The sequence below is a fragment of the Acinetobacter sp. YH01008 genome (genome assembly GCF_013420435.1).
Classification (GTDB): Bacteria; Pseudomonadota; Gammaproteobacteria; order Pseudomonadales; family Moraxellaceae; genus Acinetobacter; species Acinetobacter pseudolwoffii.
Genome location: NZ_VOYD01000009.1, coordinates 48038 through 64406 on the forward strand (window position 1 = coordinate 48038; position 16369 = coordinate 64406).

The 16369-nt window shown below is 43.4% G+C and carries 15 protein-coding genes; 8 read left to right on the forward strand and 7 right to left on the reverse strand.

Annotated elements, in window-relative coordinates; all coding sequences use genetic code 11:
* The first annotated feature begins 113 nt into the window (after window positions 1–113).
* The 4 genes from putA (at window position 114) to FTT75_RS07285 (ending at window position 6569) form a co-directional block, all read left to right on the forward strand.
* A complete protein-coding gene (gene putA / locus FTT75_RS07270; RefSeq protein ID WP_180186178.1) occupies window positions 114–3869 on the forward strand; it encodes a trifunctional transcriptional regulator/proline dehydrogenase/L-glutamate gamma-semialdehyde dehydrogenase in 3756 nt (1251 codons plus the stop codon).
* A gap of 184 nt (window positions 3870–4053) precedes the next feature.
* Window positions 4054–5136 carry a tRNA (uridine(54)-C5)-methyltransferase TrmA gene (trmA, locus tag FTT75_RS07275; protein WP_005096751.1) on the forward strand — a complete coding sequence of 361 codons (1083 nt, stop codon included), beginning with the start codon at window positions 4054–4056 and terminating at the stop codon, window positions 5134–5136.
* 243 nt (window positions 5137–5379) lie between these two features.
* Window positions 5380–5604: a hypothetical protein gene (locus FTT75_RS07280; protein WP_005096749.1), complete on the forward strand. Its 225-nt coding sequence runs from the start codon at window positions 5380–5382 to the stop codon at window positions 5602–5604.
* A 404-nt stretch (window positions 5605–6008) separates the two neighbouring features.
* Window positions 6009–6569 (forward strand): lecithin retinol acyltransferase family protein, encoded by a 561-nt coding sequence (locus tag FTT75_RS07285; protein ID WP_034608524.1) that lies wholly within the window; start codon window positions 6009–6011, stop codon window positions 6567–6569.
* An 82-nt stretch (window positions 6570–6651) separates the two neighbouring features.
* Here the strand turns inward: FTT75_RS07285 and FTT75_RS07290 are convergent, their stop codons facing one another.
* Both FTT75_RS07290 and FTT75_RS07295 read right to left on the reverse strand, forming a co-directional pair.
* Window positions 6652–7563, reverse strand: coding sequence for a bestrophin family protein (locus tag FTT75_RS07290; RefSeq protein WP_005096746.1), 912 nt, complete (start codon window positions 7561–7563; stop codon window positions 6652–6654).
* A 68-nt stretch (window positions 7564–7631) separates the two neighbouring features.
* Window positions 7632–9359: a glutamine--tRNA ligase/YqeY domain fusion protein gene (locus FTT75_RS07295; RefSeq protein ID WP_005171137.1), complete on the reverse strand. Its 1728-nt coding sequence runs from the start codon at window positions 9357–9359 to the stop codon at window positions 7632–7634.
* Window positions 9360–9781: 422 nt separating this feature from the next.
* Here FTT75_RS07295 and FTT75_RS07300 point away from each other — a divergent pair, with 422 nt between their 5' ends.
* Both FTT75_RS07300 and FTT75_RS07305 read left to right on the forward strand, forming a co-directional pair.
* On the forward strand, window positions 9782–10291 hold the full coding sequence (locus FTT75_RS07300; RefSeq protein WP_005171140.1) for a peptidylprolyl isomerase: 510 nt from the start codon (window positions 9782–9784) through the stop codon (window positions 10289–10291).
* A gap of 110 nt (window positions 10292–10401) precedes the next feature.
* On the forward strand, window positions 10402–11121 hold the full coding sequence (locus FTT75_RS07305) for a UDP-2,3-diacylglucosamine diphosphatase (protein ID WP_180186179.1): 720 nt from the start codon (window positions 10402–10404) through the stop codon (window positions 11119–11121).
* Between the two features lie 30 nt (window positions 11122–11151).
* On the opposite strand, the gene FTT75_RS07310 is transcribed toward FTT75_RS07305, so the two are convergent.
* Together FTT75_RS07310 and hpaI are read right to left on the reverse strand one after the other, a co-directional pair.
* Window positions 11152–11370 (reverse strand): hypothetical protein, encoded by a 219-nt coding sequence (locus FTT75_RS07310; protein ID WP_005096740.1) that lies wholly within the window; start codon window positions 11368–11370, stop codon window positions 11152–11154.
* A 530-nt stretch (window positions 11371–11900) separates the two neighbouring features.
* Window positions 11901–12695, reverse strand: a complete 795-nt coding sequence (gene hpaI, locus FTT75_RS07315) for a 4-hydroxy-2-oxoheptanedioate aldolase (RefSeq protein ID WP_074382843.1) — start codon at window positions 12693–12695, stop codon at window positions 11901–11903.
* Window positions 12696–12938: 243 nt separating this feature from the next.
* Here hpaI and nfsB point away from each other — a divergent pair, with 243 nt between their 5' ends.
* Window positions 12939–13592, forward strand: a complete 654-nt coding sequence (gene nfsB, locus FTT75_RS07320) for an oxygen-insensitive NAD(P)H nitroreductase (protein ID WP_180186180.1) — start codon at window positions 12939–12941, stop codon at window positions 13590–13592.
* Window positions 13593–13698: 106 nt separating this feature from the next.
* A complete protein-coding gene (locus FTT75_RS07325; protein ID WP_005171148.1) occupies window positions 13699–13926 on the forward strand; it encodes a hypothetical protein in 228 nt (75 codons plus the stop codon).
* On the opposite strand, the gene FTT75_RS07330 is transcribed toward FTT75_RS07325, so the two are convergent.
* The 3 genes from FTT75_RS07330 to FTT75_RS07340 form a co-directional block, all read right to left on the reverse strand.
* On the reverse strand, window positions 13889–14743 hold the full coding sequence (locus FTT75_RS07330; RefSeq protein WP_180186181.1) for a DMT family transporter: 855 nt from the start codon (window positions 14741–14743) through the stop codon (window positions 13889–13891). The genes FTT75_RS07325 and FTT75_RS07330 overlap by 38 nt on opposite strands.
* Window positions 14744–14828: 85 nt before the next feature.
* Window positions 14829–15869 carry a class II fructose-bisphosphate aldolase gene (fba, locus tag FTT75_RS07335; protein ID WP_005096736.1) on the reverse strand — a complete coding sequence of 347 codons (1041 nt, stop codon included), beginning with the start codon at window positions 15867–15869 and terminating at the stop codon, window positions 14829–14831.
* A gap of 119 nt (window positions 15870–15988) precedes the next feature.
* The gene (locus FTT75_RS07340; RefSeq protein WP_005171152.1) at window positions 15989–16267 is read right to left on the reverse strand and encodes a hypothetical protein; all 279 of its coding nucleotides are present in this window, start codon (window positions 16265–16267) and stop codon (window positions 15989–15991) included.
* Window positions 16268–16369 lie beyond the last annotated feature (102 nt).

Sequence of the window (16369 nt, forward strand, 5' to 3'; positions counted from 1 at the left end):
TTATTCTCTAAAAAAAGCGAAAACTATAGTGAGATATTCGTCAAATATTCTGTGATTATAGATTAAAACTCATTCACCTCAAAGAACTGATTGACGCAGTACAGGAAGTCACTATGCCAACCACTCTCCGCCCAGATTCAATTTTAGATGCGGCCCAGCACTCGAATTATATTGCTGAATTTAAATATAAAAACCAATACGAAGAACATATTAATACGGCATGGCGTCGTGCTGAAACTGAATGCGTCGAAGAACTCTTGCTGCATAGTGAAATTTCTTCCGAGATGAGTGACAAGATTCAGGCGCTTGCCTTTGATCTCGCGCATTCCTTGCGTGAGCGCAAAAGCTCCACTGGGAAAGCCGGGATCGTACAAGGCTTATTGCAGGAATTTTCCCTATCTTCTCAGGAAGGTATTGCGCTGATGTGTCTGGCAGAAGCCCTGCTGCGGATTCCGGACAAAGCCACACGTGACCTGCTGATTCGAGACAAAATCAATCAAGGTAACTGGAAAGAGCATTTAGGCCAGAGCCAGCTAATGTTTGTGAACGCGGCAGCTTGGGGGCTGATGCTGACCGGTAAGCTGATGGAAACCCCGCAGCAAAAAAGCCTGTCTAGCTTATTGACGGGTCTTTTGGCACGCAGTGGCCGCGGGATTATCCGTAAGGCCGTCGATGTTGCCATGCGCATGATGGGCGAGCAGTTTGTTACGGGTGAAACCATTGATGAAGCCCTGAAAAATGCCGAACCGCTGGAAGAAAAAGGCTTTCGCTATTCCTATGACATGCTGGGTGAAGCAGCGCTGACCGATCCGGATGCTGAACGTTATTATCAGGATTATCAGCAAGCCATTCATGCCATTGGTCAAGCATCACAGGATAAAGATGTTTATGATGGTCCCGGAATTTCTATCAAGCTCTCTGCGCTGCATCCACGTTATCAGCGCTCGCAAATGGATCACGTGCATGATGAGCTCTATGCAAAAGTACTGAAACTCGCGGTCTTGGCCAAGCAGTACAATATTGGTTTAAATATCGATGCTGAAGAAAGCGATCGCCTTGAGATTTCGCTAGAATTATTAGAACGCATGTGTTTTGAACCACAATTGCAGGACTGGAAAGGCATTGGCTTTGTGATTCAGGCCTATCAAAAACGCTGTTTTTATGTGGTGGATTACATCATTGATCTGGCGAAGCGTAGTCAGAAACGCTTGATGATTCGTCTGGTCAAAGGCGCGTATTGGGACAGTGAAATCAAGAAAGCCCAAATTGATGGAATGTCGGATTATCCGGTATTTACCCGTAAGGTACACACAGATCTGTCTTATATCGCCTGTGCGCGTAAGCTGTTGGCTGAACCGGATTATATCTACCCGCAATTTGCCACACACAATGCACAAACGGTAGCGACGATCTATCAGCTAGCGCAACCTGAGCAGTATTATGCTGGCCAATACGAGTTTCAATGTCTGCATGGCATGGGCGAACCGCTGTATGAAAATGTCGTGGGTGATCCATCGAAAAATAAACTCGGTATACCCTGCCGGATCTATGCGCCAGTCGGCAATCATGAAACCTTGCTGGCTTATCTGGTGCGTCGTTTACTGGAAAATGGTGCCAATACCTCATTCGTCAATCGTATTGCCGACAAGACTTTAAACATTGAAGATTTGATTGAAAATCCACAGCAAACGATTTTAAAGGCATCAAAACAGGAAAACGTATTGGGAGCCAAGCATCCGCATATTCCCTATCCGCAAGATCTTTATGCCGATGCACGCATTAACTCATCCGGACTCGATTTGGCCAATGATGCTGAGCTCCGTATTTTAAATGAAGTTGCATCCAGTCTGGCAAATACGCAATTTCAGGCAGCGGCTATGGGAACGGCATTTAGCAGCGTGGATACAACCCATGCAGTTCCCGTAATCAATCCGGCACAACATCAGGATGTGGTCGGTACAGTCTATGAAGCAACTTCTGAACAGGCCAAAATTGCACTCACCCAAGCCGTTAATGCACAAAGTTTCTGGGCCAATCTGTCAAAAAATGAGCGTGCTGCCTGCCTGAATAGAGCCGCAGAATTGATGGAAGAACGCCTGCTACCGCTCATGGTTCTTCTTTCTCGTGAAGCAGGTAAAACCTATGCCAATGCGATTGCCGAAGTGCGTGAGGCGGTAGATTTCTTGCGTTACTATGCAGCTCAAGTTTTGGATCTCAATGACAATGTACAGATCCAGCCTTTAGGCACCGTGCTATGTATCAGTCCATGGAATTTCCCGCTGGCGATTTTTACCGGTCAGCTTTCAGCAGCGCTGGTCGCTGGCAATACCGTGATTGCCAAACCGGCTGAACAAACGCCGCTGATTGCAGCACAAGCCGTACAGATTTTATGGGAAGCCGGTATTCCGCAGGATGTATTACAGCTGCTACCTGGGCGCGGTGAAACCATTGGTGCACAGCTCAGTGCAGATTCACGTATTCAGGGCATCATGTTTACCGGCTCAACCGAGGTCGCCCATATTCTGCAAAAAACTGTAGCAGAACGTCTGAACCAGTTTGGCGAAAGTGTGACCCTGATTGCTGAAACCGGCGGTCAAAATGCCATGATTGTCGATTCATCTGCATTAACTGAGCAAGTGGTGCTTGATGTGGTTAATTCTGCCTATGACAGTGCCGGCCAGCGTTGTTCTGCTTTGCGTGTGCTCTGTGTGCAAGAAGATAACCTGGATGCTGTGCGCACGATGCTCAAAGGTGCCATGCAGCAGTTAAGAGTCGGCAATCCGATTTTATTAAAAACCGATATTGGTCCGGTGATTGATCTTGAGGCCCAGCAAAATATTCAGACGCATATTCAGCAGATGCGCAGCAAAGGTCACAAAGTCCATCAACTGATGTTTGACCAAGATGAGACTGAATTAACCCAAGGCACCTTTATTCCGCCAACATTGATTGAACTTCCAAACCTGAACGATCTGGAGCGTGAAGTCTTTGGTCCGGTGCTGCATCTAATCAGCTATAAATATGGTGAACTGGAACAGTTATTGGAACAGATCAACAGCAAAGGCTATGGTCTGACCATGGGCTTACACACACGTATTGATGAAACCATACAAACCGTGATTGCGCGAGCAGAAGTCGGTAACTTGTATATCAACCGTAATATCGTCGGTGCAGTTGTGGGTGTTCAGCCTTTCGGTGGTGAAGGCTTGTCCGGTACTGGCCCTAAAGCTGGTGGGCCGCTTTACATCTACCGTTTAATGCAGCAGCTTTCCGAGAAGAAACTGGCGCAGCCTTATGCCATGCGATCTGATCAAGCCCCTATTGAACACAAACCAGTCCAGGAATTTAAGGCTTGGGCCTCTAAAACTTTCCCCACAATCTCCTTAAAAGCACCCAGCCAGATTGCGACCGGACAAAGCTTTAGTTTGCAAGGTCCAACCGGCGAAGAAAACCAGTACATGATCTTGCCACGTGAAAGTGTTCTATCTTTGGCGCACACCGAGCAAGACCAGATTCAGCAAATTTTGGCCATTTTATCGGTCGGCAGTCGCCCTGCAGTATTGGCTGAAAATACTTTTGTGCTGAAATATCTACAAACAATGCCAAAAGCAGTTGCTGCCCGATTCAAAGTGATTCAAGACATTGAAAGTGGGGAATTTGATGCTGTATTACATCATGGTGATGCTGCGGAATTGATTGATTTACAGAAGCGTATTGCGGCTCGAAAAGGCCCCATTGTAGGAATCACGCATTTAAACTCAGGCAATCATGACATTCCGGTGGAGCGATTGGTGCTTGAACGGGCCATTAGCATCAATACGGCAGCAGCCGGTGGCAATGCCAGTTTGATGACGATGAGTCATCTCTAAATTAATCGAATCATCTTGTCATTTTTCTGTTCATGATTTCCTCTTTACGGCCAAATTTTTCTCCTCAGAGGGTTTGGTCTTTTTTATGCAGTTTTTAAAGCCGCTCAGCCACAATAGGCTTAGGCAGATCAGCAATTATTTGCTACCATTTGCGCTTTAAAATATTTGCGACTTCTTACTGCATATGACTTCATCTTATCAGCAACAACTCGATGCCAAAATTGAACGCATCAGCGCTCAGTTTGCCGAATATCAACCACCTGCCCTCGAAGTATTCCAGTCTCCTGAAAAATATTTCCGCATGCGTGCTGAATTTCGGATCTGGCATACTGAGGATGACATGTTCTATGCCATGTTCGAGCGCAATGAAGATCAACAGAAAAAAGTCATCCGCATTGATGAATTTCCGGTTGCAGACCTCAGTATCAATCAGTTGATGCCTAAATTACTGCAAGCGCTCAAAGCAGATCCAGTATTATCGACACGTCTGTTTGAAGTACATTTTCTGGCGACCTTAAGTGGTCAGGTTCTGGTTTCTCTGATTTATCATCGTAAATTGGATGAAAGCTGGGAACCGGCAGCCAAAGCACTGGCAGAACAGTTAAATATCAAGTTAATTGGCCGCAGCCGTGGACAGAAGTTTGTCCTGTCTGATGAATATGTGGTGGAAGAACTTTCTGTTTTTGATCGTACCTATCAATACAAACAGATCGAAAGCAGCTTTACCCAGCCGAATGCCCAAGTCTGCCAAAACATGCTGGAATGGGCATGTGATGCGGCAGAGCAATCTGATCAAGATTTGCTGGAATTATATTGTGGTAATGGTAACTTTACCCTGCCACTCTCGACCAAGTTCCGCCGTGTTCTGGCAACCGAGTTAGCCAAATCTTCAGTCTATGCGGCTGAGTGGAATATTGAGCAAAACCAGATTGAGAACATTCAGGTCGCGCGTCTTTCTGCAGAAGAGTTCACCCAAGCTTACAACGGCGAGCGTGTGTTCCGCCGCCTGCAAGAAGCCAATATTGATCTTGCGACTTATGACTTTGATACGGTATTTGTCGATCCACCGCGTGCCGGTATTGATGATGAAACGCTTAAACTATTACAGCGCTTCCAACGCATTATTTACATTTCTTGCAATCCAGACACATTGCATGACAATCTGAAACAGTTGTCTCAAACCCATAAAATCAGCAAATTCGCTATGTTTGATCAATTTCCATATACACACCATGTAGAAACGGGCGTATTGTTAGAAAGAAGATAAAGAATTTGTTTCAATTTATTTTCTTGTTACAAAAAAGGAGTTTTTCGAAATTCCTTTTTTTATATCTTAAATCATTAACTTAATAACAAATTATCATTTGTACAGCTAAAAATATCGTTAGCTCTTTGAGCTTCAATCGGAAATTTTAAAGACTAACTGCTGCTTTTATCACATAGGTCCTATTGCTTTATTTATTTAATTGGCTATATTTCACTCTATGTTAGGTTGTTGTATGAAGGCTCTATGAGTTTTTGGCAAAAGTTGTTTTCTGTGGAACAACACAATGAACACAAGAATCAGATTGCTTGTGTAGAAAATGATTGCTCTTTCAAGACAAATGAACAGCTTCTTGAAGCTTTGTCTAAAGCAACTGATGAAGAGATCATCATCGGAATCAAAAAGGTTCTTGTATCACGCGGCTATAGCCGTAAGGAACTGAATGAACTTCAACACTTGCCCTTGCAGTAATCGGCAAGGGCTCTAGCCTGATCAAAAAAAGCACTTGTGTAACCAGGTGCTTTTTTTATATCTGTCGCTTTAATTACATTGAAGAAGAACCAAACTTAGAGAGTTCAATTGTATAAATCCGACTACACAACCTTCTGCCTTCTGTTGAGTAATTGGTAATAAATCTGAACACTTCTTCCTCTCACTTTTTCTGATTTTATTGAAATGTAAAAGTTAGCTTAGGCTATTTATAGATGTTACTGAACAGATGTTCATCTGAATTCTGCCATACAGGTGATCAAGTCACTTGCTGCATACGCCTATTGCTTGTCTGCCTAAAATCAAGCAAAGCGTCGATTAATTTAGCAAAAGGCAGTACACTTGTTATTAAACTACAATGCTTTTTTAAATGGCTTAATTCTGATATGCAACAGACTAAACGGTTTCCCATAGGAGCGCACCTTATGGTTAAACATTTCGGTTATACCCATCATGGGATATACGCTGGACGTGGTCGTGTTATTCATTATTCGGGCTTTGCACATTTATTCAAGAAACGCCCCATTGAAATAACCTCTATTGAAAAATTCAGTCATGGCAAAGCGATTCATGTGCAACATTATGACTCAGCGAAATATAAAGGCCGTAAAGTTGTGCGTCGCATGCGTTCCAGAATGCATGAAAATAATTATCATCTGATTATCAATAATTGCGAACATCTGTGTACTTGGGCGATTACCGGCGTAGAAAGCAGCCCGCAAGTGATCTATATGATGAATCGCCTGACCACGATTGGTTATATCAGCTCGATGATGAGTTTCATGAACAGCATGTTCCTGACCCTGACCACGACGAGTTTTGCCTTGGCCTTGTACATCAAGAAGAAGCTTAGAGATAAAGCCAATCTGCGTTTGCAACAATACCGTGAATTGCAAGATCAGGCTAAAACGAAAGTGTCAGACCTGACTAATCTTAAACATCGTTAATTTAAAGCTCAGCCTGCCGATGATTTTTTGTTAGTAAGAAATTTTGAGTTCGGGTTTAAACTTTGATATTAAAAGGAACAGATCAGGTTAAATAACCTTTTTTGGCCTGAATCGCTTCAGGTAAACCTTTACCCAAAGAGCTTAAGGTTTCCCGCTCTACCAGTCGTACCATTGAATCGAGTGGCAGATCATTATCCTGTAGCCCAAAAGGCTCTTCTAGCTCAGCACTGAGCTCATCTAGGCCTAAGAGCATATAAGCAATCAACCCGACCAGAATCGGCGTCCACAGGCCCAGATTGGCCTGCAAACTAAAAGGCAAAATAAAACAGAACGAATACACTGCACGATGTAACAGTACTGAATAAGAAAATGGCAATGGCGTCGACAGTATCCGGTCACAGCCGGCCTGAATATTGCCCAAGGCCACAGTATGCTGATTCAAATTGTTATAAATAATATCGCTGATGTTGCCCTGCTTATATTGCTGAACCAACTCCTTTTGCATCTGTTCCAGCACCCATTGTGAAGGATTGATTTGCACGAGCAACTGATCGAATGCCATATTTTCAAAATGCGTGGTTGTTTGGTAATGCTGAATACTTTGTACTTGCTGTCTGAGCCGGTCACGCAACAGATGGCTAAACAGCATCATGCGATATAACAAGACCTCGCGGGTCTGATCATCCAGCACATGGCTGTCCCGGCATAAATGACGTGTGGTGGCGATTAGCGCTCCCCAGAGCTTGCGCCCTTCCCACCAGCGCTCATAACATGCCGTATTTCTAAAGCTGAGAAAGATCGAAAGAATCACACCAAAAATGGTAAAGCCGATTGCGGGTACGGCAGGAAGATTCACAAAATGTGCCTGACTCAAATAGACCAGTAGGCCGGAAATAAAGACCACCAAGACTAAAGCCGGCAATACCTTAGGCAAAATTGTGCCCTGCCAGGCAAACAGTAAACCGATACTATTGTTTTTATCACGCACAATCATGGCATTTTCCCTGCTGTATTGAAAAAGCCCAACCGAAGTTGGGCTTTTAATATCTGATTTAAACCTGATTATTTGCCTGGCTTGAAACTGTCTTTCAAGTCAAGAATACGGTTAAATACTGGTTTCTTGCTATTATGATCGTATTGATCGGCAACGAAGTAACCTTCACGCTCAAACTGGAAGCGATCTTCCGGTTGAGCTTGCGCCAATGCCGGCTCAATCACGGCTTGAACCACCTTTAAGGATTCAGGGTTCAAGTTGGCCAGGAAGTCATCACCCACTTCAGGATCCGACTCAGTGAACAGACGTTCATAAATACGGACTTCCGCAGGAACACCTTTAGTCGCAGATACCCAGTGAACCACACCTTTCACCTTGCGGCCTTCAGGATTCTTACCCAAAGTTTCAGGATCAATCGAACATTTCAGCTCAACCACTTCACCATTTTCATCTTTAATGACTTCATCACATTTGATCACATAGGCATGACGTAAACGTACTTCACCACCTGGAATCAGACGTTTAAAGCCTTTTGGTGGTTCTTCCTCAAAGTCTTTACGGTCAATAAACAGCTCAGTGGTTAAAGGAATCACGCGCTCCCCCATATCCACGTTCGGATGACGTGAATGGGTCAGATCCATATCTGCTGGCAAGTTGCTTAAGGTCACTTTCAGTGGATTTAACACGGCCATACCACGCGCTGCAGTATTTTCCAGAGACTGGCGGATGCAATATTCCAGCATCGCGACATCCACAATACTGCCATCTACTTTCGATACACCGACACGTTGACAGAAATCACGCAGACCTTCAGGTGTAAAACCACGGCGACGCATACCGACTACGGTCGGCATACGTGGATCGTCCCAACCATTCACATGAGCACCTTCAACCAGTTTACGTAATTTACGTTTTGAGGTGATGGTGTAATCCACGTTCAAACGGCTAGATTCGTACTGACGTGGCACAGATGGTGATTTAACCTTTGCCACCACCCAGTCATAGAACGGACGGTGATCCTGGAACTCTAATGTACAAAGCGAGTGAGTAATGCCTTCAATCGCATCAGACAATGGATGCGCATAGTCGTACATTGGATAAATTTTCCATGTATCGCCCGTCTGATGGTGCGCTGAATGCAAGATACGATACAAGATCGGATCACGCATATGTACGTTCGGTGAGGTCATATCGATTTTAGCGCGTAAAACAGCCTGACCTTCAGCATATTCGCCGCTACGCATCTTCTCAAAACGTTCCAGATTCTCTGCAACAGTTGCATCACGTTGTGGCGAGTTCTTACCCGGCTCGACAAAATTACCGCGGTTTAAACGGATGTCTTCGGGGCTTTGTAAATCCACATAGGCATCACCCTGTTCAATCAGCTGAACCGCCCATGTATAAAGTTGATCAAAATAGCTCGATGCATAGCGCGGCTCGCCCTCCCACTGGAAGCCCAACCATTTCACATCATTGGCAATACCATCAACATATTCCTGTTCTTCAGCATCCGGATTGGTATCATCAAAACGAAGATTACACACCCCCTGGAATTCTTCAGCAATCCCAAAGTTCAAGCAAATTGCTTTCACATGGCCAATATGTAAGTAGCCATTTGGCTCAGGCGGAAAACGCGTGACGATCTGTTGGGTACGACCAGCGGCTAAATCATCCGTAATGACCTGACGTACAAAGTCCAAGCCCGGTTGTTGTTCTTGCTGCTGCACTGAATCGACTGCATTGTTCTTTTGGGTCGGGTTCTCGGGCAGAGATGTCACAACATCATTTGGCTTCATGATCAATCATTCACTTCTAAAGTTAAAAAGGGATTAACGAATATTTAATCGCACAGGTTGTACGCATATTCATTATCAAAGTTCCTTAGTTTAACTAGAGGTGAATAATCTCTCAACCGCTAACTATGGTATTTGATTTCAATTCACCCATTTTAAAAAATGAAAATACGGCGAGTTGCCTGAAACTAAAATATCAGTGCCTGTACAAGCAGTAAAATCATTAATTTACGCCAATTCAAAATAGGGTGCCTGATAGGGCAATATCTGAAATGCCTTGATAAATCAACGTATAAATAAGGTACTATTTTTATGCTTTTAACAAAGAAAATAATGTTTTTACTTGCCTAGTCGATTGTAGTTTGCTTATGCTTCACTCATTCAGAAAAAACCATGGCACTCGTCCATGATTAGGAGATTACACAATGAGTTTTCCTCAAGTCGAATTAAACACCAATAAAGGTCGTATTGTTCTTGAACTCAATGCTGAAAAAGCACCTAAAACAGTGGCTAACTTTTTAGAATATGTGCGTGACGGTTTTTATGACGGCGTAATTTTCCACCGTGTGATTGATGGTTTCATGATCCAGGGTGGTGGTATGGATGAAAACTTCAAAGAAAAAGCGACCCGTGATGCAATCGAAAATGAAGCAGACAATGGCTTAACTAACGATTTGGGCACAATTGCCATGGCGCGTACGCAAGCTCCACATTCTGCATCTGCTCAATTCTTCATTAACGTTGGCAACAACGCATTCCTTAACCATTCTGGTAAAACAGCACAAGGTTGGGGTTATGCAGTATTTGGTAAAGTGACTGACGGCATGGACATTGTCAACGAAATTAAAGGCGTTCGTACTGGCAACCGTGGCTACCACGCTGATGTTCCACTAGAAAATGTGGTTATTGAGTCTGCAAAAATCATTTCTGAATAAAAAACGTCCTCTCCGTTCTTTATGAGTTTTAAAGCGATGCTTTAAAACGGTGTAATGGAAAATCCCTCATATAAATGAGGGATCTAGAGAGGAATAAAAGGAAAAGATTCGTGACCTATCTGTTTATCTCAGATTTACATTTGTCACCTGATCACCCTCGACTTGTTCGGGGGTTTTTAGATTTATTGACCGAATATCAAGATCAAAATACCCGATTGTATATTTTGGGTGACTGGTTCAATGCCTGGATCGGTGATGACTATACAGCCCCATGGCTGGACGAAATTATCACTGCCTTAAAACAGTTTATTCAGGCTGGCAATCAGGTATATTTTCAGGCAGGCAACCGGGATTTTGTTCTCGGCAGCAAGTTTTTAGCTCAATTTGGCGGAAAGCTACTTTCTGAGATAGACCAACTGAACATTGCAAGAACACGTTTTCGCCTGGAACATGGTGATGCACTGTGTACCGATGACATCGCTTATCAGCGCTTTAAAAAGATTATCCGGCATCCACTTCTGCTAGGCTTATTAAAGCGTACACCGCTGTCTTTCCGTAAAAAATTAGCCAATGGCTTTCGTCAGCAAAGTCATCAGGCGCAGCAGTTTAAAAGCTATGAAGTGATGGATGTTAATGATCAGGCCGTTGAGCTGGCATTACAAGACGTTGACGTATTGATCCATGGCCATACGCATCGCGCAGCCATTCATCCGCTAGGTCAGAAAAAAAGAATCGTACTGGGTGACTGGAAGGAAGACAGTGCCGAGATACTGGAAATTCAGGAAAACCAAGATTTCGAGACCCTAAAACTAAAAAAGTGGCGATATTAATCAGCCACTTTTTTTAAGATATGTGTTTGCTTAGCACAGACGATAAAGCTTATTCACACCGGTATAGAAACTTTTACCATCAAGGTTAAACAGAATTTCTTCACCTGTTTGTAGCTGGATCATTTTTCCAACTTCTACCCAGATAAAACCATCCTGAGTGTTTTGCTTACGCTTTAAAGGAACCAGTTTAACATTAATTTCGCCACCATTTACGGCTGTAGCGGTATGCCATTCATTTAATATATTCAAAATATTTACTCATAAAATGAGCTTTTTGTGACTGTACAAAGAGATTAAGAAAACCAAATTTGTATAATAATTCTGTAGTTACTAGATGTTATTCAAGCTCAAGCTTGAACCAAAAGTGAATCACAATTAGCTAGAAATAATAAAAGCGGGAACTATACCCGCTCGAAGTATCTATAAGTATACATGCTTATTTAATAGAAAGCAAACATACATTGTCATTACAAATAATGCCTGCCTGATTTTTAAAACAATGATTGTACAGAAATTTTATAAAGGTAATTGTTATTGATAGATATCACTTTTATAAAATAATTCATAGCTGCTACAAGGCCATTAAAACAGATAGCAGACATCAAAAGTCCAGTTCTGCTCTTCTCATCATTCAGGAAATAAGCACATTGAGCTTTATATTAGGTCAAAAAACAGACGATCATCTTGTTAGATTTGAATGAATAGATCATTGCAGACAAGTTTTGCTTAAAAAGCATTCAAAACCTTATCTAATCCATTCATTCAGATCTGGTAAATGATTAATATCCCGTATTTGTTTTAATTACATTTATATCGGTTTTATATTTTCCCAACAAATCCCGCAATGAATTCATCAGAACGCTGGTATCAACGCCTACTGCAACAAATTCAGTACCAAGCTCCAGATACTTTTGTGTGACTTCATGCTGAGTTGACAGAATACCAGCGGCTTTACCTGCAACACGAATCCGCTGAATTGCATCCACAACCGCGGCTTGCACCTCTGGATGATTTGGATCACCCTGATAGCCCATGGTAGCAGACAGGTCTACGGCGCCAATAAATACCCCGTCAATTCCATCAATCTGAAGAATAGCATCCAGATTTTTCAATCCGGTAACCGACTCGATCTGGATCAGCAAACAGATTTCTTCATGCGCAGTCTGATAATAATTCGGAATGCTGTTCCAGCGCGTGGCACGTGCCAGTGCAGCGCCAACGCCACGAATTCCTTCCGGTGGATAACGCACTGCCTTAACCATCAGTTCCGCCTGTTCCACAGTTTCGACCATCGGAATCAATAAAGTCTGCGCACCGATATCGAGCAGCTGCTTGATCAGCTGTACACTGCCAACCGGAGGTCTTACCACCGCTTGCGACGGATAAGCGGCAATACTTTGCAGTTGCGACAATGTAATTCTCAAATCGCTGGGAGCATGCTCACCATCAATCAGTAACCAGTCATAGCCGGCATTTGCTGCAATCTCGGTACCATAGGCATCTGCCAGCCCAATCCACAACCCGATTTGCTGCTGGGTTTTAAGTTTGTGTTTAAAATAATTGGTAAATTGCATTTACGGACCTATTTGCATGTTACTGGCGATACTGCTTATTAAACGCTTCTTGTCCAAAAGTGCCAATAGACAAAAACTGGATTGTTATCTAATTTAACGCTAAGTTTTACTTGCATTTATATCAAGATCATTAAACAACAGACTTTGCCTGATGCTTTTTTATTGTAATAATCTCCAGATCTGAAAATTTTATAGATCCAGAGCATCTACCCTCATTTTATTTAAAAAAATTGGAGTCCATTGATGGATTTACTCAAGATCACACAGACTCGCTATGCCACCAAAGCCTATGATCCTAGCAAGAAAATCCCGGCAGCCCAGTTTGAACGTTTATTAGAAGTTTTGCGTTTTGCACCTTCTTCGATCAATATTCAGCCTTGGCATTTTTTTATTGCCGATCATGATGCCGCCAAACAGCGCATTGCCAAAGCCTTGATCGGTACTTATGCCTACAATGCACCCAAAGTTCTGGATTCTTCGCATACTATTTTATTTTGCACCAAAGCCGATATTAATGAGCTGCATCTGGAAAACTTACTGAATCGCGATGATCTCAGCGGGCGTTTTAAAGATGAATCGGCCAAAGAAGGTCAGAAAAACACCCGTGCAGGCTATATTCATTATTATCGTAATGAAAAAGGTGACATTCAGCGCTGGGCTGAAAATCAGACCTTTATTGCGCTCGGTCAGATGCTGTTGGCTGCCGGAATTGAAGGTGTCGATGCCACACCAATTGGCGGCTTTGATGAAGAGATAATTAGTGAAGAATTACAACTCGCAGAACAGGGTTTAATTCCCTCTGTCTTGCTGACTTTGGGTTATCGCAGTGAAAATGACTTCAATGCCAAACTGCCGAAATCACGTCTACCCGCTGAAGACATTTTCACCCAACTGTAAGGATTTTATGCTATAAAAGGGGCCAGGCGCCCCTTTCCATATCAATTCGGGCCTATTTTTTGCTTTATTTAATTTACATCTAATAGAATAACAATAGAGGCCATCTATGTCGCTCCTTACCTCCAAATCCCTGAAATTTGAATGCCATCATTGCGATAAAATTTATCTCCAGCACTATAAAGATCAACAGCATCGTTATCCGCATTGTCCAGACTGCCAACAGGCCGGTTTATTGCTTGGACTGGCCGAAGCAGGCGACCTGCTCCGGCATCCGATTGAATTTGCATCTTCTTATGTCAAACAGACATTGCATAAGCTAGGCAAATCACACTAGTCAAGCCTAGCAGCAACCCTACAGTACTTGCAGGTTTGAGCCGCTCTTTAAAGAATACCAGACCTGCAATGACTCCAAACACCACCACCAGAATATTCATGCCGGCGAAGACGATCGCAGGTGAATCCTTGAGCAGCATATGGGCTTTGACATAGAAAGCAATATTGGCAAAATTCAGGACACCCAATAACAGACCAGCGCCTATATTCTGCATGGAGCCCAAGCTTTTATATTTGAATAACAGATAGCCCATCGAAATGATCAGGGCACAAACAAACATCAGATTCAGCGCCACGGCGAATTGCAAACCTAGACTGGTCGTATATTTCAACAATACATCAATCAATGCATAACCGACCCAGACCAAGCCCAGATACAACATGCCCTGACTGCCCTGTCCTGTACTCTGTCGATGTGAAAACAGGATGCACAGCACTGCGCCAATACCTAAAGCGATCCCGAGTATTTTCAGCTGATTAAACTGTTCCTGAAAAATAAAATAAGCCGCCGCCAGTGACAAGACTACAGAAAGCCGCTGGGCGATTTCTGTTTTTAAAATTCCAGCGCTTTCCAAGGCTTTGGCCAGCAACAGAAATACGCTCGGAAGCAAAATACCCAATGCCAGAATGAGGAACCATGGTGTCTGGCTTGGCGAAATATGCTGGATATCCGGCTTAAACCAGAAAAAGCACAACAAGCTGGCGGTGGCATAATTCCAGCTAATCATGTGGATCGGACTCAGCCCTCTGTTTTTGGCGACTTTTAATAATATTGAGACCACAACGCTACACAGCGCTGCTGCGAAAATCAGTTCCATATGCTGCTCTTATTCTTGGTATTTATCAGTCTACAAAAAAGCCCACATTCGCTGTGGGCTTTTTCTATAAATGATTCACTGGGAATTATTTATTATAGTACGACACCATTTTCTCTAAAGAAATTGGGCGAATCTTGTCTGCATTACCGGCAGTACCAAATGCTTCATAACGATCGATACAGATTTGCTTCATGGCATCAACCGTTGCGCTGAAGAATTTACGAGGATCGAATTCGCTTGGTTTTTCTGCCATCATACGACGCATTGCACCTGTAGATGCTAAACGCAAGTCAGTATCGATGTTGATTTTACGCACGCCATGTTTGATCGCTTCAACCAGCTGCTCAACCGGAACACCATAAGTTTCCTTGATGTCGCCGCCATACTGGTTAATTACTGCCAACCACTCTTGTGGCACAGAGCTTGAACCGTGCATAACCAAATGCGTATTTGGAAGTGCCGCATGAATTTCTTTAATGCGGTCAATCGCCAGAATATCGCCTGTAGGTGGACGCGTAAATTTGTACGCACCGTGTGAAGTACCTACAGCAATCGCCAGCGCATCCACATTGGTATCTGCAACGAAACTACGTGCTTCTTCAACTGAAGTCAGAAGTTGAGAATGATCCAGTACGCCTTCTGCGCCTACGCCATCTTCTTCACCCGCCATACCTGTTTCAAGGCTACCTAAACAACCGATCTCACCTTCTACAGAAACGCCACATGCATGTGCCATCTGAACCGTACGACGAGTCACATCAACGTTGTATTCGTATGAAGTTGGGGTTTTGCCATCTTCACCAAGTGAGCCGTCCATCATCACTGATGAAAAGCCGAGCTGGATTGAACGTTGGCAAATGTCAGGGCTGGTTCCGTGGTCTTGGTGCATTACCACTGGAATATGTGGCCATTCTTCAATTGCAGCCAAAATCAGGTGACGCAAGAACGGAGCGCCTGCATATTTACGCGCACCCGCAGATGCTTGTACGATAACAGGTGAATTGGTTGCATCTGCTGCAAGCATAATTGCACGCATTTGTTCTAAGTTGTTTACGTTAAATGCTGGTACGCCGTAAGCATGTTCGCCGGCGTGATCCAAGAGCTGGCGCAATGAAATAAGAGCCATAATATCCTCCCAGTGAATGCCACATATTCTACATGTTCAAAGGTTTCAATTCAGCAACAAATAACACTATTTAAAAAAAATCCCTGCTTTTGCAGGGATTTTATCTCACATGCACTGGATTAAGGTGCTACAGGCTCAGAAGTCGCTGTAACTGACTGGTCTGCAGTTGCTTCATCTGCTGGCGCATTGGCAATTTCAGCTGGAATATCGGTATTTTTTTCATCTAAAACTGGCTGGTCAATAGCATCAATGGCTGCTTGCTGCTCTGGCGTTATAGTCTCATTGGCTACTGCTGCCGAGCTTTCTGTTTCAGCGACCGGTGCATTTTCCTGTTTCGCACATGCAGTCAGTGCCAATGATGCAGCGAATAAAGCTGCCAAAGTTAACTGTTTTTTCATCACGTGATCTCATCATTTGGTGATTTAATCTCTGCATCTTATGACAGATTTATTGCATTTTCATGACGAAGCCATGAAGGAGAATCTATCTTTGTCAAAAAA